Here is a 20,947-nt window from a genome sequence, read left to right on the forward strand (position 1 = left end):
TGACAACAAAGTTTTATTTTTATAAAATGCCAAAACTTTCAAAAAACTTTTGAAGCCCAGAATTCTGCAATCTTATCCCCGCATTTAAAGAGGAAAAATGGAAAACAATAACCAAACCGAGCAAAGTGCTGCTCAAAACACAAAAACTACAAAAAAACATCAAGCATCAAGAACACACGTACCAGTCGATGGACACAAGATCGAGGAGCTAAGAACGCTTAGCTTAGACGAGCTAGTGCAGATCGCAAATGGCGTTGGCGTCGAAAATCCACGCGAATTTCGCAGGCAGGATTTGATATTTGAGATACTAAAAACCCAGACAAAACAAGGCGGCTTTATACTATTTACTGGAATTTTAGAGATCACAAACGAGGGCTACGGCTTTTTAAGGGCTGTTGATGCAAATTTAAGCGACAGCTCAAACGACGCTTATGTTTCAAACTCACAGATCCGCAAATTTGCACTTCGTGTGGGCGACATCATCACCGGCCAAGTAAGAGAGCCAAAAGATCAAGAAAAATACTACGCCCTTTTAAAGATAGAGGCGGTAAATTATATGCCTCTAGCAGACGCAAAAGAGAGGCCACTCTTTGACAACCTAACCCCACTTTTCCCAACTGAAAAGCTAAATTTAGAGTATGATCCGATGAAACTAACTGGCCGTGTGCTTGACCTTTTCACGCCTATTGGCAAGGGTCAGCGTGGTCTCATCGTCGCACCTCCAAGAAGTGGTAAAACAGAGCTTATGAAAGAGCTAGCTCACGGCATCTCCAAAAACCACCCAGAAGCCCAGCTAATGGTTCTTCTAGTAGATGAGAGACCAGAAGAAGTTACAGACATGCAGCGCTGCGTAAAAGGCGAGGTATTTAGCTCGACATTTGACCTGCCAGCGCTTAACCACGTCCGCGTAGCAGAGCTAGTCATCGAAAAGGCAAAACGTCTAGTTGAGATGGGCAAAGACGTCATCATCTTGCTTGATAGTATAACCCGTCTAGCACGCGCCTACAACACAGTGACCCCGCCAAGCGGCAAGGTGCTAACAGGCGGCGTGGACGCAAACGCACTTCACAAACCAAAACGCTTCTTTGGCGCAGCTAGAAACATCGAGCATGGCGGCTCACTAACCATCATCGCAACCGCATTAATCGACACTGGCTCACGCATGGACGAAGTTATATTTGAAGAGTTTAAAGGCACTGGAAACAGCGAGATCGTGCTTGATCGCAACATCTCAGACCGCAGAATTTACCCAGCTATCAACGTACTAAAATCAGGCACCAGAAAAGAAGAACTACTTCAAAAACCTGATGAGCTTCAAAAAATTTGGGCTATTCGCTCTGCGATCGCGACAATGGACGACGTCGAAGCGCTTAAATTCTTATACGCAAAAATGCTAAAAACAAAAGACAACAAAGAGCTTCTCTCTATCCTAAACGAGTAAATTTAACCGAGCTTGAAGCGCTTGCTTTGAGCTCAAATTTTCACTTAAAATATAAACTCTAGCTTTTCTAGCCAAAAATATCTTAGAAATTTTAAATTTTTAGCACTTTCAATTATAAAAGAGATTACGATTTCTAAACGATTATTTACTAAATTTTTCTATATCTTGATTGATTAAATTTTCATATTCACAAAGCTCGTTGCAAGTTTTCTTGCTCTGCTCGATAAGCTCATCAAATTTAAATCCAAGCATCACGATACGATAAAGGTTTGGTTTGTGTTTTCGCCAGTTGTAAAGCGTTGCGACATCAACGTCTAAATGATAAGCCATATCACGTTTTGTCATCTTAGCCACTTTACACTCCTTTTTTTTCGAGTGATTTTATAAATTTTATTCTGATAAGAAAACAATTGAATTATTTTATGTTTTTTATTAATTTCATTGAATATTTAAACTTTATTTAATATAAGAAAATTTAAAATAGTCACGTAACATTTTTTAAATAAGGAGTAAAAATGAAAAATGTAGTTTTAAAAGTTGCTTTAGGTTTAAGCCTAGCTAGTGCCGCTGCTTTAGCGCAAGGAGCCTTTGTGGGAGTTGAAGGAGACTACTCTTTTGGATCAAAGCTTACCGTAAAAGGCGATGATGGCTCAAAGATCAAATTTAAAAAAGCACAACCAGGTCTTGGTCTAAAAGCTGGTTATGACTTTGACGTAGCTAGAGTTTATGGAGCTTACATATATGATTTTAAAGTTAAGAAAACAGCAAATGATGAGGACAAAAGCGTGGCTGAGTGGAAAACTCATAAATTTATAGTTGGAGCTGACTATACTCCAAGTGTAGCAAAAGATCTTAAACTAGTTCTTGGTGGCTATACTGGTTTTTCAAAACTTAAGCTAAGGGGTGGCGATGCTGAAAATCCAATGGAAAGTGCTAGCACAAACGGCTGGATACTTGGTGCAAAAGTTGGTGCCGAATACTCTATAAATGAAAATAATGCAGTTGAGTTTGGTCTAAAAGCTGATAGAACTGACTATGGCAAGATCAGTAAATTTGATATGATTGATGCCAAAGAGACAAACGTCGGTCTTTATATGGGATATACATATAAATTTTAATCACCAGCAAGCTCAAATTTCAAAGCAAATTTGAGCTTTTATTAGAAACTATAAATTTACCAGCTTTTCTAAATTTTCGCCGTCTAAGCGGTAGGTTCTCCACTCAATAGATTGATTATTAGCGCCCATGCTTTCATAAAATTTGATGCTCGGTTCATTCCAGTTTAGACAGCACCACTCAAGCCTTTTTAAATTTTCATCCTTGCAAATTTGAGCTAGAAATTTAAAAAATGCCTTGCCCACACCTTGATTTCTAAACTCTTTTTTGACGTAGATGTCCTCAAGGTACATCCCGCCAAGCCCTAAAAATGTAGAAAACGTGTAAAAATAGATAGCATAGCCAATAGCCCTGCCCTCGCTTTCGCAGATAAGGGCTTTTGCGTGATTTTTATTAAATATGGAGTCTGCAAAAATTTCATTTGTAAAAGTGACTTGATCGCTCATCTTTTCATAGCTCGCAAGCTCTCTTACAAGCTCGCAGATCACGTCTATATCGCCCTCAGTCGCTTTTCTTATTTGAAATTTCATTAGTTGTCACCAAAGAGTGCTTTTAGATCTTTAACCATTTCGCCATTTTCGCCGCTACTGCTAGTTTTTGAGCCAAGCTCGTTTAACTCGATCTCATAGCCAGTTAGCATGCTTGCAAGGCGGATATTTATACCATTTTTGCCGATAGCTTTGCTCTTTTGCTCGCTCGCAAGTGTCACGATCGCCTTGTTTTCTTCGATCTTTACAGATGTGATGATCGCAGGAGCCATAGCGCGAGCTACCAAAATAGCTGGCTCGGTGGTGTATTCGATCGCATCGATGCTCTCACCGTGAAGCTCTTTGCTTACGGCATTTATCCTAACGCCCTTTGTGCCGACCGTTGCGCCGACTGGATCGATATTTGGAGTGGTTGAGATGAGTGCTACTTTAGCCCTTTCACCAGGGATCCTCGCACTTCCTTGAATGATGATGCCGCCGTCTTTTATCTCTGGCACCTCTGAAGTTAGCAGCGCCTCAAGAAATTTAGGTGAAGTCCTTGAAAGCTCGACCTTTATGCCTAAATTTTTATCTGTAAAAACTTTTCTAATGACCGCTTTTACCACGTCACCCACTTTAAATTTCTCACCTTTTATGCGGTTTTTACGTGGCAAGATAGCACGAAGCTCGTCTATCTCGATAAATGTGTTTTCGTCGTTATCTACCCTGACAACCGGACCAAAGACCATGTGACCGCTCATCTCATTATATTTTTGTAAAATTTTCTCTTCAACTAGGCGTTGGATGTGGTATTCTAGCTCTTTGTGAAGCGTTTGGGCGGCGGTTCTGCCAAGATTATCAAGGCTTAGTTCGTAAGTGAGCTCATCACCGATCTCTACGCCACTATCTATCTTTTTAGCCTCTTTTAAGCTTAAAAAATGCTCATTGTCTTCAGCAAGCCTCTCATCGTCGTTTGCTACGATTGAAATTTTTTGATAAAGCTTTAAATTTTTATTAGCATCGATGCTCACGTCATACTCATAATTCTCTCCATAAACCCTTTTTGCAGTGTTTATCAAGGCTCTTATGACGCGCTCTTTTACATCTTCGATATCTAAATTTTTCTCATTTGCAATTGACTCTATAATGTCTGATATTCTTTCCATTTTTTCTCCATTGTGACGATAAATTTCGGGGATTTTTCGTGAAGTTTTGAAATTATACATAAGCCATACTTTTAATAACTTTAAGCTTGTTATTAACTTTTATTTAATCCTTTTTTTATGATGATTTGGGTATATTGACCGATTAAAATTTAAGATTTTGAAAGGATTAAAAATGGAGCTTAAACTTGCAAGAGCCGAATTAGACGCAAAACCAAAAACGATTTCACTAGAAAAGATCGAAGCTGCCGTTGATAAAGAAGGTCAGAAAATTTTCTATTTTGATAAAGAAAACACACATAAACAACTAATCGCCTTAGTCGAGCACTTTGAAGAAAAAGGGCTAAGCGTTTATCACAGAACCGTGAAATACGGGCTTGATGAGAGCGATTATATGTATGAAGTGCATATACTTTAATGAGTAAAAAACTCTTTATCCAAACTTTAGGTTGTGCTATGAATGTTCGTGACAGCGAGCATATCATAGCCGAGCTCTCACAAAAAGAAGACTACTCCTTAACACAAAACATCGAAGAAGCTGATTTAATCCTTATAAATACTTGCTCGGTTCGTGAAAAGCCAGTTCACAAGCTCTTTAGCGAGGTCGGAGCTTTTGAAAAAGCCAAAAAAAGAGGTGCAAAGATAGGCGTTTGCGGCTGCACTGCAAGCCATTTGGGTAGTGAAATTTTTAAGCGCGCGCCTTATGTTGATTTTGTCCTTGGCGCAAGAAATGTTAGCAAGATCACAAAGGCGGTAAATACGCCTAAATTTATCTCAACCGATATCAACCACGACGAGAGCGAATACGCATTTGGCGAGTTTAGAGGCTCGCCATACAAAAGCCACATCAACATCTCAATCGGCTGCGACAAAAAGTGCACCTACTGCATCGTCCCACACACCAGAGGCGATGAAATTTCCATCCCTTCAAGCCTCATCTTAAAAGAGGTAGAAAAGGCCGCAAACACCGGCGCAAAAGAGATATTTTTACTAGGGCAAAATGTCAATAACTACGGCAAAAGATTTTCAGGTGTGCAAGAAAATATCGATTTTAGCGATCTGCTAGTAAAGATAAGCGAGATAGAAGGCGTTGAGAGGATAAGATTTACAAGTCCGCACCCACTTCATATGGATGATAAATTTCTTGAAATTTTCACAAATAACTCAAAAATTTGCAAGTCTATGCACATGCCACTTCAAAGCGGAAACACCAAAGTTTTACGCGAGATGAAGCGCGGATACACAAAAGAGTGGTTTTTAGATCGCGCGCTAAGACTTAGAAAGATGTGCCCTGATGTTAGCATCTCAACTGATATCATCGTCGCATTTCCAGGTGAGAGTGATATCGAATTTGAAGATACGATGGACGTGCTTGAGCAAGTTAGATTTGAGCAAATTTTTAGCTTTAAGTATTCGCCTCGACCGCTTACAAAGGCAGCTACTTTTACAAATCAAATAGATGATAAAACCGCTTCAGAAAGGCTAACACGCCTGCAAAATCGCCATAGTGAAATTTTAGACGAGATCGTGGCGGCGCAAAAAGATAAAATTTTTGATGTATATTTTGAAGAGCTAAGGGCAAATGGCGGCGTTGCTGGGCGAAGTTTTAACAACTTTTTAGTTCAAGTTGATGGCAGCGAAGAGCTTCTTGGCACTACGCAAAAAGTAAAGATCACAAACCCAAAACGAATGGTTTTGTATGGCGAGCTGCAAATTTAAAAACACCATTGAAAAGGTCGCCCTAAGTGTTGGCGTCTTTTTCATCTACATTTTGATGTGGCTCATTTTTCTAACCTGCAAAAAGAGCTACACTCCAAATTTCTTACCACAAAATGGCTGCGTCGTCGTCTTTTGGCACGGCAGACTTAGCTTTATGAGCTTTGCTTACAGACGCTGGTGGAGCAGCCAAAACAGAAAACAAGGCAAGGTGATAATAAGCGACCACAAAGATGGTGAGCTCATCACCAGAATAATCAAATTTTTTGGCATCGGTACCATTAGAGGCAGCAGCTCAAAAGGCGGCGCAAGAGCGCTTATAGAAGCTCTAAGAGAGATAAAACAAGGCCACGACGTCATCATCACACCAGATGGCCCACGCGGACCAAGACATAGCGTAGCAGACGGAGCTGCAGTGATCGCGCAAAAGTCATCTTGTGAAATTTACGCTCTAAATTTCGAAGCAAACTCGTTTTGGGAATTTAAAAGCTGGGATAAGATGATACTTCCAAAGCCATTTTCAACTATAAAATTTAGCCTCTCAGCACCTTTTAGTGTGGCAAATTTAGAGCAAAAAGAGGCAAAAGAGAAGATACAAAACGAGCTTTGGCAGGCCTCACAAAATGACGGCGGCAAGAGCGTGCTACAAAATAAAGAGGAATTTAGGTCAAATTTAAAAATTTGGTGGAAAAAATATGCTCACAAAAATCCGCAAATAAGCGACGAGATAAGAGAAATTTTGGACGAAATTTATGAAAAATAAAATTTCTATCTTTATAGCCATTTTCATAATAGCTTTGTTTGGGCTATTTTTTTATAGCGACAACTCCTACAAGCTCGCTCTTGAAGCGAAATTTTACTACGAGAGTAAAGAGTACGAAAAGGCTCTAAATTTAAGCCAAAAATCCCTTGATCTTGACGCCTACAACAAAATGGCCGCCACCACGCTTAATCAAAGCAAGGCAGCGATAAAATTTAGCTCATACATAAAAAATGGCAAAGAGTATCTTGAGCGCATCAAAAAAATGAGCCAAAACGGCGTCAGTAAGGCTGATAATGAGCGCATCAAAATGATGTGTGATGTGATGATAGAAGATTTTGAAAGCTTAAGAAATTCTGCGCTGCTTGATGATGAGCTAAAAAACGAAGCTCTGAAGATGAAAGAGGCGTTTGCAAAACTAAAAAACGAGCTGTTTTAAACTTATTTAATCCCTTTTTGGCTAACATATCAAAAATAATGCACTAATTTTAGGAGAGTTATGTCTTTTAGCATCAAAAAGCTTTTTTCAAACCTTTTCTTAAGCGCCGTGATCGAGGGTAATGAGTGCGTTTTTTACGGTCAGGTCTTTAGAAATGGCAAGCTTATAAAAACTACAAATGCTAAATTTACAGACATAAGCATCGAAAATGTCGATGAAAAAGTTTTAAAATACATAGAAGAGCAAGAAAAGGCCTATTTTGGCGTCTATGTTTCGCTCTTTTTTAACGACGACTCGCAAGGTGCGCTGCCTACTGCTAACTTTGACGAATACAAGAAATTTAACATTAACACGCAAAATCTAACCAGCCTTGTGATGCAAGATAGCTGGAGCATATATGCAAATTTAAATGCTATAAGAAGATATAAAAACCTCTTTGGACAAGGTAGCGTCGATCTTATCTACTCGCCTATCGCCCTGCTCTTTCACGAGCTTTTAAAGCGTGGAATTTCGCCAAAAACCACGCTATATCTCTACATCCACTCGCACTCTTTTGCGCTTGCGATATTTAAAGATAAGCAGATGAAGCTCTCGACGTTTTTAAATATGAGTGACGCTGAAGAGGGCAACGAAGAGATCGAAAGCCTAAAAGAAGAGGATATAACAGACATAGACAACCTCATCGTCAAAGAAGAAGATGGCACAACGGCGCTTGATGATTTTAAAAGTTTGGATGATTTCTTAAGCGATGATAAACCAAAAGAATTTGAAGATCTAAACTACGAGCTAAACATGCCAGCTTCGACCAATGTCGAGAAGTCAGTAGCGATCTTTGGGCGTGATATGAAGATGTTTGACTACATCGCAAAGGCTATGAAAGAATTTTATGAAAATCCGATCTACGGCGGCGATTTTATCGAGCAGATCATCGTTTTTGAAAACACAAAAACAAGCGCGACATTTTTACAATACCTGCAATCAGAGCTATTTGTGGAGACATCAAGCTATCCAATCAACACAAATCACATCATGAATGAGATCATGCAAGAAGAGATAACACTATGAAATTTAGCTTCATCACTCCAGAACCAAGACCGCTTCTTTCTATCTTTAGTAAGCTCTGGCTAAGCCTCATCGGCTTTGTTTTTGTGGTGCTTTTGGTGGCAAATTTCTTCATCGTTTATAAAAACTACTCAACCAAAAAAAATATAGAATTTCTAGCAAATGAGCAAAAAGAGCTTAGCCAAAAGATAGTCACCACGGATGAAATTTCAGCCAAACTTGCCGTGCAGATAGACTCTGCAAACGACATCTTTACGTCAAATTCTATCCTAAAGCAAAGCTTGCACAATCTTTTTGACCTTGTGCCTGATAGCATCACGCTTGAAGAGGTCTTTATGGATAAAAACTCGCTCATCATCCGCGGCATAACGCCAACAAAAGATGTCTTTAACCAGCTCTTAGCATCACCGCTAAGGTCGATTTTCACCACGTCAAACACTAGCTTTTATCAGAGCAAAAACGGCTGGTACGGCTTTATAAGCACAAATAAGATTGATAATTCTGAGGGATATAATGAGTAAAAAAGATACGAGCTTAGAAAAAATCGACCCTGTAAAGCTTTTACTTTTTATATTTGCTTTTATCATAGTTTGCTTCATTATGATATTTGGCTTTATCGTGCCAAATATAAAAGAATTTAAAAGCCTCTCAAGACAAAACTACTCGCAAACCTCATCATACACGAAGGTAAAAAACGAATTTGAAGCTAAATTTAAAGCACTTGAAGCGACAAGACAAAAAGACGGCGCTATCATCTTGGCCTATGATACAGCTTTTGATAAGGATAAATTTATAAATTTCGCATCGCAATTTTTTAGCGAGGTAAGCCTTAGTAAGATAGAAGAAGGCGAGAATAACGCAACCGAGAAGTTCTTTAGATACCGCCTAAATGTCACCAGCTCACTTAAAACCCCGCAGAAATTTTATGACTTTTTAGACGCACTTAGCAGCTACGATAGCATCATAAAAGCCGAATTTCCTATCGTCATGAAAGGCGAAAACGACAAGATCCACACAACCTTTAACATAAAAGTTTTTGGGTTGAAGTAAGAACTCAAAGTTTACCATCAAGATAGAGTTTAACCAAAAACTCGCTATATCTTTTTCTTCCAAGATAGTTTAAATGATGCCCCATATCTGATAACTCATCATCATTAAATTTAAAATTTGTTAGATCAATGACTTTAGCATTTTTAATAGCTGGCATTATCTCACTTATATCATATTTTATAGTGGCGCCATCAAACATAGGCTCTAATATAATAACAACCTTTATGCCACTTTTTACAAGTGGATCAATTACATAATTTTGAAAATATTTTATAGTGTTTTGATTTAACCCCTTTAATTCGATCGTCTTACCATAATTTTCTCTTGGCAGTGCATCTGAAAAAAGAATAATATCTCCATTGCTACACTTTGCAACAATGATTTTTTTATTTTTTGTAGCATTTGAATTTATCTCATTTATATTGATTAAATCACAATCACTATATGCTTTTACATCAAAAGTATTTTTAGCTTCAAAACTACTTGCTTTAGTTTTGTTATCTGGAGTAAATTTCCCATAAAATCCAACTATTCTATTATATATACCTTCAGAATATCTCAAAAATAGATGTGGTCTTGCAAAAAAATCAGGTAGTGTTTTCAGAAAGGTCATTTTATCTGTACCAAAATTTGCAACAAGTTCATCAGTAGTATAAATTTTAAATCCATACTCTGCATAGTTATCAAAAAGAAAACTAACTCTTAGACTAATAACAACCTCTTTTGCACCAACTTTTTTGATAGCATTTGAAATATATGGATAGTCTCTAATGAAATTTCCAGATACACCGAAGTTATAAATACTGATATTATTTTCGCTAAAAACATTTGTTGATATATGATGAAGCGTTCTACTACTTCCAACAAAAACAATATCCTTTTGCTTTTCACTATTTAGTTTAAAGTGCTCCGCTTTTGAAATTTTATTATCAACAAAATTTGTCTTACTTGTGCTATTTCCCGCAAAAACATAAAGCACAACATCAAGCCCAACCATAGCAAAAGCCACTAAAAACAGGCACAGAAATATTTTTTTCTTAAAATCTAAAGTATAAAAATTCACTCGCATTATTAAGCCTAATTGCTAAGATCGATATAAACAAAAAGAAAGATGTTGCAAAAATTTGCCAGATAGTAAATTTAAATTTCTTATCAAATGCTATTTGCATAGAGTTTTTAAAAAGCAAAACAACCAAAAAAGCCAAAACGATAAAAAACATCTCGAGATAATTAACGTCTATTTTAAACTCACCAAAAAACATCCCTCGGATCACTTTCATAGCATCTTCAAAGCTTTTTGCTCTAAAAAATATCCATGTAAAATTTACAAAGTTAAAGGTAATAATCCAAGCAATGATTTTATTTAGTTTAAAATTTAACTTTTGCCAACATCTGTGAATAACAATAGCAAAGCCATGCAAAGCACCCCAAACAACAAATGTCCAAGCAGCTCCATGCCAAAGACCGCCTATCAAAAACACTAAAAACAAATTTATATAGGTACGATATTGACCTTTTCTATTTCCTCCAAGCGGAATATAGATATAGTCTCTTAGAAAACGCGACAATGTAATGTGCCACCTGTGCCAAAAATCCTGAATATTTAAAGCCTTATACGGGGAGTTAAAATTTATAGGAAGTCTTATATTAAAAAGCAATGCAAGACCTATCGCCATATCGCAATAACCACTAAAATCAAAATAAAGCTGAAAAGTATACGAAAGCGATGTCGTCCACGCTTGTAAGAAAGTCAAATTTCTCTCCACATCAAATCCAGCATTTGCAAAGATTGAAAAAGTATCGGCAACCACACTCTTCTTAAATAGTCCTATACTAAAAACAAAAAGTCCAAGAGCTATAAATTTATAGTTTTTTATAAGATTAAATTTATTTGCAAACTGTGGCATCATCTCTTTGTGATGCACTATCGGACCAGCAATAAGCTGTGGGAAAAATGTTATAAAAAGGCAGTAGTTTAAAAAACTATTCTCTTTTGTTTGCTTATTGTAGCTATCGACTAGATATGCTATTTGCTGAAATGTGACAAAACTAAGCGCAAGCGGCAAAGCGATATGAAGTAGACCCAAATTTGTATTTGCTATAGCGTTTAAATTTGAAATTAAAAAATCAGCATATTTAAAATATCCAAGTAAAGTGAGGTTGCAAACTATACCAAAAATTAAAATAGCTTTACTTTGATGTTTTGCAAGAAATTTTGAAATAAGGAAGTTAAAAACAATACTTCCCAACAAAATCGGCAGATAATAAATACTCCAATAAGCATAAAAAAATAAACTAGCACTCACCAAAAAAGCTTTTGCAAGAGTGCTTAGTCTCTTTTTGTTCAGAAAAAAATATACAAAAAATACAAGCGGTAAAAAAACAAATATAAAGGCATACGAGTTAAAAAGCAAAATTATACCCCCTTACTTTTTATCCACGCATTTGCCAAGTTGGCAGGCTCTTTTATAAAGTGCGTCCGCCTTTGTTTCATTGCCACTTAGCTTTGCAAGCAAAAAGCATGACTGCGCATACTCAAGCTCGCAGCTCTTTGCCAAAAGCTTTAGCACTCTAGCCTCGGCCTTGGTTCTATCTAACTTATGAGTTTTTAAATTTTCGCTTTCGATGTAGGATTTTAGCCCCATTGCTTCGTTGTAGCAGCCAACACCGTCGCCACTATCGCAAGCTAGTTTATAAAGCTTTAGAGCCTTTTCGATATCTTTTTGCTCATCAACTAGCCCTTGCTCATAAATTTGACCTAAATTTGAACAAGCAGTCGCAAGCCCAGCGTTGCAAGCCTTTTCGTAGTAGCCTTTTGCCTTTACGAAGTCCTTTTCGTTGCTAAAATTTACAGCTAGGTTGTTGCAGTCGATGCTATTTCCGCTCTCGCAGTTTTGCACCATCTTCTCTTTTTCAAGCTCAAGGCGCTCCGCCCTAGCCTCCTCATCACTTTGCCAAAAGCCAAAGCTAACCATCTTTTGCCACGACCAGCAGCCACTTAGCATAAAGCTAGCAACTACGATAAGCCCAAAATTTAAAACTTTTTTCACTTATTTTCCTGCTTACATGCCAAGCTTTGCGCCTAGTCTTTTCATCTGTGGGCACGCCTTGTTTAGACCACGAAAGCAAGCGACTTTGTAAATCCCATAAGCTCTCTTTTCGTCCTTGTTCATGCCAAGACCTAACTCATACATCGCGCCGATATTTGCGCAGCTTGGCAGATCCCCAGCGTTGCAAGCGTTTGTGTAGGCTTCCATCGCTAGATAGTAGTCTTGTTTTACGATCTCGCCCTTGCGGTAGGCGTTGCCTAGATGATAGCAAGCTTGCACACCGCCACTGTTGCAGCTATCTTTGTAAATTTCGACCGCTTTTTTTGGATCTTTTTTCACGCCAAGGCCGTTTTCATAGAGCGTGCCAAGGTTTGAGCAAGCAAGCTGTACCTTCGCATCGCAAGCCTTTTTGTAGTTTGCATAGGCATTGTCATACTCTTTCATAAGCTCAAAATTTACGCCCAAATCATTGCACGCTTCAGCATCGCCGCTCTCGCACTTTGGTGTTAAAAGATCGATCGCATTTTTTGAAATTTGCTCTTTGTTTTGCACCACCTTTTCGTCCTTTGGCTGCTGCCATGAGTCATCTTGCTTTGGCGTCTCTCCGATGCCAATCACGTTTAAGCAGCCTGTGAAAAATAGAGCAGTTAAAAGTAGTAGATATTTTTTCATTTTTGTCCTTTTAGTATTGTCCAAACAAGTCATTTAAGGCTTCGCTGATGCTTGGGTGAGTGAAAATTTGGTTTTTAAAGAAATTTGCATCTGCTTTTAAATTCATCGCGATCGCGATCTCGTTTATGATCTCATTTGCGTAGATGCAGTGAAAGCTAGCCCCCAAAATTTCGCCGCTACTTGCTTCAACGATAGCTTTTAGCATGCCCACATCGTGATTTAGCACCTTTGCTCCTGGCACTGCTGCCATGCTAAGCTTTAGCTCCTTGAAATTTAGCCCAAGCTTGCTAGCTTCTTTTGCATTTACGCCAACTCTTGCTAGCGGAGTGTCGGTAAATAGCACGTTTGCATGGATGCTTCTATTTTGTGTGGTGCGCTTTTTATCGCCAAAAATTTGCGAAAAAACTATCCTAAAATCATCCAAGCTAGTGTAAGTAAAAAGCTCTCCGCCGCGCACGTCGCCCACTGCGTAGATGTTTGACACATTTGTTTGAAGGCGCTCATTTGTCTTTATAAAGCCTTTTTCATTTAGCTCGACACCAGCTTCTTTTAAATTTAGATCATCTAAATTTGCCACTCTGCCAAGAGCTACTAAAAACGCATCAGCCTTGATGAGCCTATCTTCATTATCTTGTTTGAAATTTAGCGCATTGTCTTTTAGGCTCTCTATCTCGCAGCCCTCTAAAATTTCGATGCCTTGCACGTTTAGCGCATCTTTTACACTTTTAGCTATGTCTTCATCTTCATTTTTTAGAAGTGGTGAGCGTCCGATAATGGTTACTTTTGAGCCAAAATTTGCAAACATCGACGCAAACTCGATGCCGATAAATCCACTTCCAACGATGACAAGATGCTTTGGCATAGTTTTTAGATCGAGCAAAGTTTTGCTTGAAAAGACGTTTGAGTTTGTTATCTCAAATGGCGCATACGCCTCTTTTGAGCCAGTATTTATAATGATAAATTCGCCTTCAACGACTTTTTGCTCGCCGTTTGAGGTTGTGACTAAGACGCTATTTTTATCTTTAAACGAGCCAACGCCATCGATCACATCGATATTTTCTTTATCATTTAGCATCGCGTAGTTTTTAGAATTTAAAGCTGAGATTAGCTTATTTTTGTTTTCGATGCTAAGCGTGTAATACTCGTTTTCAACGCTATTGTCTGCATATATCGCCTCTTTTGCAGCTGTAATTAGGCGTTTTGTCGGTATGCAGCCCACGTTTATGCAAGTGCCTCCATACATCTTTGGCGATCTCTCGATTAGCGCGACCTTTTTGCCAAGCACAGCAGCCTTTACAGCTAGCGTCTTGCCAGCCTTACCAAATCCAATAATAACAATGTCATATTTCATTTAATTTTTCCTATTATGTAGTACGTAGTTTCGTTTATCTTTTTGATATCCATTTTGTATTTATTTGCCCAACTTTTGATGATCTCATCAACCCGCTCTTTTATCTCTTTGACGGTCGCAACGTTTTTTATCTTTAACCTATCCTCGCTCCCGCTCATCGCTACAAAGCAAAGGTGTGGCTTTAGATGATCGTTTAGCTCGATTACACTCTTTGGCAAAAGGCCGTCAGTGTTGTTTAAAATTCTACGCATATGCTCAGTGGTCGTTTCATCTATGTTGTAGCCAAGCTGTGTCAAAAGTGCGTTATGATCCATATCGTTCCTTTTTGCTTAAATTTGCGATCATTATAAGATAAAATTCGATAAAATCGCCTAAATTTTCAAGGACAAATATGAAAAAATTTATCATTTTTCTATTTAGCATTTTGCTATTTTGGGGCTGTTCAGCAGAGCAAATTTCACAAAATTTAGGTCTTAGCGAGCCACCACTTGATCCTGAAGTCGAGCAAATAGCAGACGCCATCTATCTATATAACGAGGGCAACTACCCAAAAGCTTGCAAGAGATTTTACGACTACGCAAAAGATGGCAATGTCCTAGCCATGCAGCAAACTGGCGTTTGTTTTCGTGACGGCAAAGGTTTTAGCAAGGATATCTTAAGGGCGCTTTTTTGGTTTGAGACAGCTGGCAGATACGGCAATATAGACGGGCTAAGAAGTGCCGGATACATCTATGAGTACGGCCTTGGGGTCAATAAAAATTTAGAAAAAGCGATATATTTTTACGAAAAAGCCACAAGCCTTGGCTCAAGCGAGGCCAGCTACGATCTAGGGCTTATATATCTTGGCAAAAACGACTATAAAAAAGCTAGAATTTATCTTGATGAGGCTTGCTATCATGGCAAAGAAGAGGCTTGCACGAAGCTAAAAGAGATGAAATTTTAGCTCTTAATTAGTTTCAACAGAATTTAGAGCCGAATATCCGATCAAAATCACACTTGCTATCATAAGAACAGATACAAAAATTCCCATTTTTTATCCTTTATTTCTTTAACTCTTTTATCTCTTTTAATATCTTTTTAGACTTTGCATTGCCAAGTAATATTAAAATCAATAAAAGAGCTGCGCACATACAAACACTATAAAATTCTAGCTTGTCGGTATAGTCCTTATAGTGAGTAAAAATCCAGCTTATAAGACCAACCAATATTGTAACAAAAATTCCGAGCCAAAATTTTAGCATGCCCAAGCGCTCTTTGGCTTCGTCCAATTTTGGCATTCTCTTCCTTTTTTTTGTTTTTGTAATTATAGCATTTTAACGTATAAATTTAACAGCTAGCTATATTTTAGCTCCTACGCATCCGCCTTCTGAGCGATCAAGACGCCCTCTATCATCTTTTTGATATCCCCATCAAGTATCGCATCAGTTTGCGAAAATGCCTCGCCACTGCGGTTGTCTTTTACCTGCTGGTATGGGAAAAGCACGTATGATCTTATCTGATGTCCCCAGCCGATCTCGCTCTTTTCGACGCTATTGCTCGCCTCTTGCTGCTTCATCAGCTCAAGCTCGTAAAGGCGTGACTTTAGCATCTTCATCGCTGTGGCTCTGTTTTTATGCTGGCTGCGGTCGTTTTGACACTGCACGACGATACCAGTTGGAATGTGCGTGATACGGATGGCAGATTCAGTCTTATTTACGTGCTGACCGCCTGCGCCACTGGCTCTATAAGTGTCTATCTTCAGATCTTTCTCTTCGATCTCGATCTCTATATCATCATCTACTTCAGGGCTTACCATGACGCTAGAAAAGCTTGTGTGGCGGCGTCCTGCGCTATCAAATGGGCTTGTGCGAACGAGCCTATGGATGCCATTTTCTGCCTTGAAGTAACCATAAGCGTTTTCGCCTTTTACAATAAAGCTCACATCCTTTAGCCCCGCCTCTTCGCCCTCTTGAAAGTCCAGGGTCTCGACCTTGAAGCCCTCACGCTCGCAAAATCTAAGATACATCCTATAAAGCATGCTCGCCCAGTCATTGCTCTCAGTGCCGCCAGCTCCAGGGTGGATCGATACGATCGCGTTTTTGCCGTCATCCTCGCCACTTAAAAGCATAGAAATTTCTAAATTTACTATCTTTTCATCTAAATTTTTAGCATCTTCAAATAAAGAATTTATAGTCTCCTCGTCATTTTCAGAATTTGCTAACTCAAAAAGCTCCTTTGCATCGCTAACTGCTTGGTTGGCGTCACTAAATTTAGCAAGCATGTTTGAAATTTTTGTCTTTTCTTTATTTAGCGCCCCAGCTTTAGCTATATCTTGCCAAAAGTCAGGGTCTTGCTCAGTGTCCTCGATCTCTTTTAGCCTAGCCTTTATCTCGTCAGGCTTTACGATAGAGCCTATGTTTTCAACTTTTGTTTGTAGCTTCTTTAAAAGCTCGTTGTATTCGTAACTATCCAAGTTTTTCTCCATAAATTTTTGCCGATTTTAGCCAAAAGTTGCTTACATTTTTAAATTTACGCCCTTTTAATCCTTTTTTGTTACAATGCCAAGTTAAAATTTAGATAAAAAGAGTCAAATATGCAGATCATAAGAACTATAAAAGAGCTTGAAAATTTTGTCCAAAACGCAAGCGGCAAGATCGGTTTTGTGCCGACAATGGGCGCACTTCATAACGGACACGTTAGCCTTATAAAAAAATGCGTGAGCGAAAATGAGATAAGCATCGTCTCAACATTTGTAAATCCAACTCAATTTTTACCAGGCGAAGACCTAGAAAAATACCCAAGAAAAGAGCAAAGCGACATCCAAATTTGCGAGCAAAACGGCGTTAGCGCTATCTTTATACCAGACGAAAAAGAGCTTTACTTTGAAGATGAGCCGCTCATAGTCGCTCCAAAGAAGCTTTCGACCATTTTAGAGGGCAAAACTAGACCTGGTCACTTTGACGGCGTCTTAAGAGTGCTAAACAAGCTATTTCGCCTAACTCGTGCGAATAGCGTCTATATGGGCAAAAAAGACACGCAACAACTAATCATCGTGCAAAATATGATAAAGACATTTTTCTTAAACATCGAGCTAGTAGCTTGCGATATCGTTAGAGAGCCAGACGGACTTGCGCTTTCAAGCAGAAATGTCTATATATGCGACGAAGATAAATGTAACGCACTAAGGCTTTCAAGGTCGCTAAATAAAGCGCAAAATTTGATCCAAAACGGCGAAGAAGACGCAAGTGAGATCAAAGCAAGCATGCTTGAGGTGCTAGAGCCACTAAAAGTTGATTACGTCGCGGTTACAGATAGAAATTTAAACGAAATTTCAAAGGTAGAAAAAGGCAACACCATCATCTTAGTAGCCGCATGTGTTGGCAAAACTAGGCTAATAGACAACATCTGGATCTAAAAATGCCAAAACTTCATCTAATCTCGCTTGGTTGTAATAAAAATTTAGTTGACTCAGAGATCATGTTAGGACGCTTGCAAAACTACGATATCACGGACGATATCAGCGACGCCGATGTCATCATCGTAAATACCTGCGGCTTTATCAAATCCGCCAAAGAAGAGAGCATCCAAACCATACTTGAGATGCACGAAGCTCGTAAAAATGGCTCTTTACTAGTAGTTACTGGCTGTCTTATGCAGCGCTACAAAGATGAGCTGATGAAAGAACTGCCTGAGGTCGATCTCTTTACCGGCGTGGCGGACTACGACAAGATCGATGAGATCATCTTGAAAAAGCAAAATTTATTTAGCCCAGAAACCTACTTGCAGGCAAACGAAGAGCGCGTGATAACTGGCTCAAACTACCACGCCTACATCAAAATTTCAGAGGGCTGTAACCAAAAATGCAGCTTTTGCGCGATACCGACATTTAAGGGCAAACTAAAATCACGCTCGCTTGAAAACATCGTAAATGAGGTCAAAAATCTAGTCAAAAAAGGCTACTACGACTTTAGCTTTTTATCCCAAGACTCAAGCTCGTATATGCGCGATCAGGGCGTTAGCGACGGACTAATAAATTTAATAGACGAGATAGAAAAGATAAAAGGCGTAAGGAGTGCTAGGATACTTTACCTCTACCCAAGCACGACCAGCAAGGAGCTTATTGAACGTATCATCGCCTCGCCAGTATTTCACAACTACTTTGACATGCCGATCCAGCACATCAGCGAAAATATGCTAAAGATAATGAAGCGTGGAAGTGGCGCTAAAAAGATAAAAGAGCTTTTAAATTTGATGAGAAATGCCAAAAATTCGTTCTTGCGAACTGGCGTCATCGTGGGACACCCAGGAGAGAGCGATGAGGATTATGAAGAGCTTTGCGAGTTTTTAGAAGGGTTTAAATTTGATAGAATTTCCGCCTTTGCCTACTCAAAAGAAGAGGACACAGCCTCTTTTGAAATGGAGCAAATCCCAGCAAAAATCATCTCAAAAAGGCTAAGCAAGATAGAAAAGATCACCAAAAAAGCGATAAATGAGAGCTTGCAAAAAGAGCTTGGCAAGCAAATTTATGCTTCTCTTGAGGGCATTAGCAGCGAGGGCGAGATGTTTTACGCAGCCAAAAAAGATATCTGGGACAAAGATATAGACGGCGAAATTTTGATAAATGAAAGCGACGTAAAAGAGCTTGAGATCGGCTCTCTTTATCTTTGCAAGGTCAGCGACGTGGTTGATCAAAAACTAGTCGCCACCATCATTAAAAAAGCAAAATGATAAGCCAAAATGTGCTTGGTAGGCTAAGCTCGGGCGCAAACCTGCTTGCCTTCTCGCACGGCATCGATAGCACTGCACTTTTTTACATTTTAGAAGAGGCTGGGGTCAAATTTGATCTAGTCATAGTCGATCACAACGTTAGAGAGCAGAGTAAATTTGAGGTTGAAAGCGCCAAAGAGCTTGCCAGTAAATTTGGTAAAAAAATCTACATAAAAAGCGTAAATTTAGGTAAGTCAAATTTTGAAAAAAATGCGCGCGAGGCAAGGTATGAGTTTTTTGGTGGAATTTGCCAAAAATATGGCTATGAAAATTTGATCTTGGCTCACCAGTTTGATGATAAATTTGAGTGGTTTTTGATGCAGCTTGGCAAGGGCGCTGGGCTAAAAGAGCTCTTTGGCATGAGTGAGCTTGAGAGAAGAGAGCACTTTTGGCTGGTTAGACCGCTTTTAAATTTACGCAAAAAAGAGCTTCAAAACTACCTTGACGAGCGAGGTTTGCGCTACTTTGTCGATGAGACAAATTTAGATGGCAAGCTTAAAAGAAGCTTTGTGAGACTAAATTTTAGCGAACCGTTTTTGGACGAGTATTTTAGTGGCGTGAAAAAAAGCTTTGAGTTTTTGGAGGCTGATAGGCAAATTTTGCTGCCAAATATCACAAAGATAGATGATGAAATTTTCATTATAAAAAATGATAGTAACGTGGTGCGAGGTGTCGATATGGCTGCAAAAGAGCTAAATGTGCTTTTAAGCAAGGCTCAAAAAGATGAGCTAAGTGCAAATTTAGCAAAGCAAACAAGCGTAGTGCTAAGTGGCAAGATCTCCGTTGGCTACGCTAATGAATACATCTTGGTGACACCATTTTGCAAAGCCGTAATGCCAAAAATTTTTAAAGAAAAAGCTAGAATTTTAAAGCTCCCAGCGATAAATAGGGGTTATTTGTTTGCAAAGGGCATTCAAATAGAAAACCTTTCTAAATTTTTTAGCAAATAGAGCGTTTTGGGCTGTAAATTTGATCTACCAAAGGCTAATTACTTCAACCCTTAAGCTAGAGCACCCGCTAACATTGGCATTTAGAGAAAAAACTGCGAATTTGATTTTGGCTATTTTTCTCTAACATAAACTGCTTTTGCAATTAAATTTAGAGCATAAAGGCAACAAATTTGATCCACAAAAGAGCAAATTTAAAGTTTCTAGCGCTAAATTTTACCATTACGATCCTCACACTAAAGTATTAAGCTGCAAAATTTAAAATTTCTATCGGTAAATTTAAACTGCAAAGGTCAAATTTAAAGCATCAGCCAATAAATTCTGCTAAGACCTTTATGTAAATTCTTGCTTCTACCTTGGCAATTACGGCATTAAATCTGCAAATTTCCCATACTAAAGTCAAATTTAGAATTTATACCTGCAAATTTGATCCACCAAAAGTCAAATTTATAAAAAAGCGCCGATCGCAGCAAAAATCCAGCCCATAAAACAAATTTAGACAAGCCAGCAGTCTAAATTTACCTCATCAAAGCCATTTGCATAAAATAATGCGTAAAATTTTATTACGCACTAAGCGAGGATTTTCTCTATCAGCTCTCTTTTTAGCACAAAGTCATAGCTAAAAGCATCCACCACGACACCGGCATAACTGCTCTCTTTTAGCATCGCAAGATACTCCTTTAGCCCTATCTCAATGCTCTCTTGCTCGCTGTCGTTTCGCCAAAGCTTCATCGCCTCTTTGCTTGTAAATGCTGGAAAATAGCTAAGCTTCTCGCCCTCATCTTCAAGCAGGATAAATTTGATATTTGAGCCCTCCTCCTCATAAACGACGCCACCATCAGGCTTTGCGAGCGCTTGGTTTAAAAGCACCGGAGCAAAAAAAGTAGCCTTTTTTAAAGTCGATATCAAATTTATCTCATTTTGCTGGCTAGGATCACTTAAAAATTTATCCATCGCCTCTTGCATT

At 38.7% G+C, this 20,947-nt stretch carries 25 protein-coding genes; 13 read left to right on the forward strand and 12 right to left on the reverse strand.

All coding sequences use genetic code 11. The features are described 5' to 3' along the window. Window positions 1–97 precede the first annotated feature (97 nt). Window positions 98–1,441 (forward strand): transcription termination factor Rho, encoded by a 1,344-nt coding sequence (gene rho, locus MTT09_RS06900; protein ID WP_429803302.1) that lies wholly within the window; start codon window positions 98–100, stop codon window positions 1,439–1,441. Window positions 1,442–1,582: 141 nt separating this feature from the next. On the opposite strand, the gene MTT09_RS06905 is transcribed toward rho, so the two are convergent. Further along, complete coding sequence (locus MTT09_RS06905) at window positions 1,583–1,795, reverse strand: transcriptional regulator (protein ID WP_002941953.1); 213 nt, start codon at window positions 1,793–1,795, stop codon at window positions 1,583–1,585. A 161-nt stretch (window positions 1,796–1,956) separates the two neighbouring features. On the opposite strand from MTT09_RS06905, the gene MTT09_RS06910 reads away from it, so the two are divergent. Beyond that, window positions 1,957–2,559, forward strand: a complete 603-nt coding sequence (locus MTT09_RS06910) for an outer membrane beta-barrel protein (RefSeq protein ID WP_196089187.1) — start codon at window positions 1,957–1,959, stop codon at window positions 2,557–2,559. Between the two features lie 48 nt (window positions 2,560–2,607). Here MTT09_RS06910 and MTT09_RS06915 read toward each other — a convergent pair whose 3' ends face one another. Together MTT09_RS06915 and nusA are read right to left on the reverse strand one after the other, a co-directional pair. Beyond that, complete coding sequence (locus tag MTT09_RS06915; RefSeq protein WP_196089186.1) at window positions 2,608–3,087, reverse strand: GNAT family N-acetyltransferase; 480 nt, start codon at window positions 3,085–3,087, stop codon at window positions 2,608–2,610. Beyond that, window positions 3,087–4,190, reverse strand: a complete 1,104-nt coding sequence (nusA, locus tag MTT09_RS06920) for a transcription termination factor NusA (RefSeq protein ID WP_103569997.1) — start codon at window positions 4,188–4,190, stop codon at window positions 3,087–3,089. Before nusA ends, MTT09_RS06915 begins: the two co-directional genes overlap by 1 nt. A 172-nt stretch (window positions 4,191–4,362) precedes the next feature. Between nusA and MTT09_RS06925 the strand changes: the two genes are divergently transcribed. The 7 genes from MTT09_RS06925 to MTT09_RS06955 are packed head-to-tail and all read left to right on the forward strand — an operon-like array spanning window position 4,363 to window position 9,214. Next, window positions 4,363–4,605 carry an HP0268 family nuclease gene (locus tag MTT09_RS06925; RefSeq protein ID WP_429803306.1) on the forward strand — a complete coding sequence of 81 codons (243 nt, stop codon included), beginning with the start codon at window positions 4,363–4,365 and terminating at the stop codon, window positions 4,603–4,605. Further along, on the forward strand, window positions 4,605–5,906 hold the full coding sequence (gene miaB, locus MTT09_RS06930; RefSeq protein WP_429803308.1) for a tRNA (N6-isopentenyl adenosine(37)-C2)-methylthiotransferase MiaB: 1,302 nt from the start codon (window positions 4,605–4,607) through the stop codon (window positions 5,904–5,906). Before MTT09_RS06925 ends, miaB begins: the two co-directional genes overlap by 1 nt. Then, window positions 5,887–6,666: a lysophospholipid acyltransferase family protein gene (locus tag MTT09_RS06935; RefSeq protein WP_429803310.1), complete on the forward strand. Its 780-nt coding sequence runs from the start codon at window positions 5,887–5,889 to the stop codon at window positions 6,664–6,666. Before miaB ends, MTT09_RS06935 begins: the two co-directional genes overlap by 20 nt. Beyond that, window positions 6,656–7,102, forward strand: coding sequence for a hypothetical protein (locus MTT09_RS06940; protein WP_429803312.1), 447 nt, complete (start codon window positions 6,656–6,658; stop codon window positions 7,100–7,102). Before MTT09_RS06935 ends, MTT09_RS06940 begins: the two co-directional genes overlap by 11 nt. Before the next feature lie 60 nt (window positions 7,103–7,162). Then, window positions 7,163–8,167, forward strand: coding sequence for a hypothetical protein (locus MTT09_RS06945; RefSeq protein ID WP_429803314.1), 1,005 nt, complete (start codon window positions 7,163–7,165; stop codon window positions 8,165–8,167). Then, entirely contained in the window at window positions 8,164–8,685 is a 522-nt protein-coding gene (locus tag MTT09_RS06950) for a membrane protein (protein ID WP_002941847.1), read from the forward strand. Before MTT09_RS06945 ends, MTT09_RS06950 begins: the two co-directional genes overlap by 4 nt. Continuing rightward, entirely contained in the window at window positions 8,678–9,214 is a 537-nt protein-coding gene (locus MTT09_RS06955; RefSeq protein ID WP_002942078.1) for a hypothetical protein, read from the forward strand. The genes MTT09_RS06950 and MTT09_RS06955 overlap by 8 nt, the downstream gene beginning before the upstream one ends. 4 nt (window positions 9,215–9,218) lie before the next feature. Here MTT09_RS06955 and MTT09_RS06960 read toward each other — a convergent pair whose 3' ends face one another. From MTT09_RS06960 to MTT09_RS06985, 6 genes are read right to left on the reverse strand one after another with little or no spacing between them, the layout of a single operon-like run. After that, on the reverse strand, window positions 9,219–10,283 hold the full coding sequence (locus MTT09_RS06960) for a hypothetical protein (protein ID WP_429803736.1): 1,065 nt from the start codon (window positions 10,281–10,283) through the stop codon (window positions 9,219–9,221). Next, the gene (locus MTT09_RS06965; protein ID WP_107830422.1) at window positions 10,252–11,628 is read right to left on the reverse strand and encodes an MBOAT family O-acyltransferase; all 1,377 of its coding nucleotides are present in this window, start codon (window positions 11,626–11,628) and stop codon (window positions 10,252–10,254) included. The genes MTT09_RS06960 and MTT09_RS06965 overlap by 32 nt, the downstream gene beginning before the upstream one ends. Before the next feature lie 12 nt (window positions 11,629–11,640). Then, window positions 11,641–12,264 carry a tetratricopeptide repeat protein gene (locus tag MTT09_RS06970; protein ID WP_429803316.1) on the reverse strand — a complete coding sequence of 208 codons (624 nt, stop codon included), beginning with the start codon at window positions 12,262–12,264 and terminating at the stop codon, window positions 11,641–11,643. A gap of 12 nt (window positions 12,265–12,276) precedes the next feature. Next, complete coding sequence (locus MTT09_RS06975; RefSeq protein WP_002941997.1) at window positions 12,277–12,936, reverse strand: tetratricopeptide repeat protein; 660 nt, start codon at window positions 12,934–12,936, stop codon at window positions 12,277–12,279. 10 nt (window positions 12,937–12,946) lie between these two features. Continuing rightward, a complete protein-coding gene (locus MTT09_RS06980; RefSeq protein ID WP_429803318.1) occupies window positions 12,947–14,287 on the reverse strand; it encodes a dihydrolipoyl dehydrogenase family protein in 1,341 nt (446 codons plus the stop codon). Then, window positions 14,284–14,601 (reverse strand): hypothetical protein, encoded by a 318-nt coding sequence (locus MTT09_RS06985; RefSeq protein WP_012139947.1) that lies wholly within the window; start codon window positions 14,599–14,601, stop codon window positions 14,284–14,286. Before MTT09_RS06985 ends, MTT09_RS06980 begins: the two co-directional genes overlap by 4 nt. 77 nt (window positions 14,602–14,678) lie before the next feature. On the opposite strand from MTT09_RS06985, the gene MTT09_RS06990 reads away from it, so the two are divergent. After that, on the forward strand, window positions 14,679–15,230 hold the full coding sequence (locus MTT09_RS06990; protein WP_021087954.1) for a tetratricopeptide repeat protein: 552 nt from the start codon (window positions 14,679–14,681) through the stop codon (window positions 15,228–15,230). Between the two features lie 97 nt (window positions 15,231–15,327). Here the strand turns inward: MTT09_RS06990 and MTT09_RS06995 are convergent, their stop codons facing one another. Both MTT09_RS06995 and prfB read right to left on the reverse strand, forming a co-directional pair. Further along, a complete protein-coding gene (locus MTT09_RS06995) occupies window positions 15,328–15,564 on the reverse strand; it encodes a hypothetical protein (RefSeq protein ID WP_429803321.1) in 237 nt (78 codons plus the stop codon). Between the two features lie 74 nt (window positions 15,565–15,638). Beyond that, on the reverse strand, window positions 15,639–16,739 hold the full coding sequence (prfB, locus tag MTT09_RS07000; RefSeq protein ID WP_429803723.1) for a peptide chain release factor 2: 1,101 nt from the start codon (window positions 16,737–16,739) through the stop codon (window positions 15,639–15,641). A gap of 120 nt (window positions 16,740–16,859) precedes the next feature. Between prfB and panC the strand changes: the two genes are divergently transcribed. From panC to tilS, 3 genes are read left to right on the forward strand one after another with little or no spacing between them, the layout of a single operon-like run. Beyond that, window positions 16,860–17,681 (forward strand): pantoate--beta-alanine ligase, encoded by an 822-nt coding sequence (gene panC / locus MTT09_RS07005; protein WP_429803323.1) that lies wholly within the window; start codon window positions 16,860–16,862, stop codon window positions 17,679–17,681. A gap of 2 nt (window positions 17,682–17,683) precedes the next feature. Then, the gene (gene rimO / locus MTT09_RS07010; protein WP_149711791.1) at window positions 17,684–18,994 is read left to right on the forward strand and encodes a 30S ribosomal protein S12 methylthiotransferase RimO; all 1,311 of its coding nucleotides are present in this window, start codon (window positions 17,684–17,686) and stop codon (window positions 18,992–18,994) included. After that, window positions 18,991–19,983 carry a tRNA lysidine(34) synthetase TilS gene (gene tilS, locus MTT09_RS07015; RefSeq protein WP_149711792.1) on the forward strand — a complete coding sequence of 331 codons (993 nt, stop codon included), beginning with the start codon at window positions 18,991–18,993 and terminating at the stop codon, window positions 19,981–19,983. Before rimO ends, tilS begins: the two co-directional genes overlap by 4 nt. 567 nt (window positions 19,984–20,550) lie before the next feature. Here tilS and MTT09_RS07020 read toward each other — a convergent pair. After that, the gene (locus tag MTT09_RS07020; protein WP_149712308.1) at window positions 20,551–20,946 is read right to left on the reverse strand and encodes an SseB family protein; all 396 of its coding nucleotides are present in this window, start codon (window positions 20,944–20,946) and stop codon (window positions 20,551–20,553) included. Between the last annotated feature and the right edge of the window lies 1 nt (window position 20,947).

Source organism: Campylobacter concisus, from assembly GCF_050447505.1.
Taxonomy (GTDB): Bacteria; Campylobacterota; Campylobacteria; order Campylobacterales; family Campylobacteraceae; genus Campylobacter_A; species Campylobacter_A concisus_BP.

Bases quoted from the DNA above. Each gene is read 5' to 3' on its own strand.
- MTT09_RS06960 (WP_429803736.1), bottom strand. From the start codon at position 10,283: ATGCGAGTGAATTTTTATACTTTAGATTTTAAGAAAAAAATATTTCTG.
- MTT09_RS06985 (WP_012139947.1), bottom strand. From the start codon at position 14,601: ATGGATCATAACGCACTTTTGACACAGCTTGGCTACAACATAGATGAA.
- MTT09_RS06940 (WP_429803312.1), top strand. From the start codon at position 6,656: ATGAAAAATAAAATTTCTATCTTTATAGCCATTTTCATAATAGCTTTG.
- rho (WP_429803302.1), top strand. From the start codon at position 98: ATGGAAAACAATAACCAAACCGAGCAAAGTGCTGCTCAAAACACAAAA.
- miaB (WP_429803308.1), top strand. From the start codon at position 4,605: ATGAGTAAAAAACTCTTTATCCAAACTTTAGGTTGTGCTATGAATGTT.
- tilS (WP_149711792.1), top strand. From the start codon at position 18,991: ATGATAAGCCAAAATGTGCTTGGTAGGCTAAGCTCGGGCGCAAACCTG.
- MTT09_RS06955 (WP_002942078.1), top strand. From the start codon at position 8,678: ATGAGTAAAAAAGATACGAGCTTAGAAAAAATCGACCCTGTAAAGCTT.
- MTT09_RS06990 (WP_021087954.1), top strand. From the start codon at position 14,679: ATGAAAAAATTTATCATTTTTCTATTTAGCATTTTGCTATTTTGGGGC.
- panC (WP_429803323.1), top strand. From the start codon at position 16,860: ATGCAGATCATAAGAACTATAAAAGAGCTTGAAAATTTTGTCCAAAAC.
- MTT09_RS06945 (WP_429803314.1), top strand. From the start codon at position 7,163: ATGTCTTTTAGCATCAAAAAGCTTTTTTCAAACCTTTTCTTAAGCGCC.
- MTT09_RS06975 (WP_002941997.1), bottom strand. From the start codon at position 12,936: ATGAAAAAATATCTACTACTTTTAACTGCTCTATTTTTCACAGGCTGC.
- MTT09_RS06935 (WP_429803310.1), top strand. From the start codon at position 5,887: ATGGCGAGCTGCAAATTTAAAAACACCATTGAAAAGGTCGCCCTAAGT.
- MTT09_RS07020 (WP_149712308.1), bottom strand. From the start codon at position 20,946: ATGCAAGAGGCGATGGATAAATTTTTAAGTGATCCTAGCCAGCAAAAT.
- MTT09_RS06925 (WP_429803306.1), top strand. From the start codon at position 4,363: ATGGAGCTTAAACTTGCAAGAGCCGAATTAGACGCAAAACCAAAAACG.
- MTT09_RS06950 (WP_002941847.1), top strand. From the start codon at position 8,164: ATGAAATTTAGCTTCATCACTCCAGAACCAAGACCGCTTCTTTCTATC.
- MTT09_RS06910 (WP_196089187.1), top strand. From the start codon at position 1,957: ATGAAAAATGTAGTTTTAAAAGTTGCTTTAGGTTTAAGCCTAGCTAGT.
- rimO (WP_149711791.1), top strand. From the start codon at position 17,684: ATGCCAAAACTTCATCTAATCTCGCTTGGTTGTAATAAAAATTTAGTT.
- nusA (WP_103569997.1), bottom strand. From the start codon at position 4,190: ATGGAAAGAATATCAGACATTATAGAGTCAATTGCAAATGAGAAAAAT.
- MTT09_RS06995 (WP_429803321.1), bottom strand. From the start codon at position 15,564: ATGCCAAAATTGGACGAAGCCAAAGAGCGCTTGGGCATGCTAAAATTT.
- MTT09_RS06915 (WP_196089186.1), bottom strand. From the start codon at position 3,087: ATGAAATTTCAAATAAGAAAAGCGACTGAGGGCGATATAGACGTGATC.
- MTT09_RS06980 (WP_429803318.1), bottom strand. From the start codon at position 14,287: ATGAAATATGACATTGTTATTATTGGATTTGGTAAGGCTGGCAAGACG.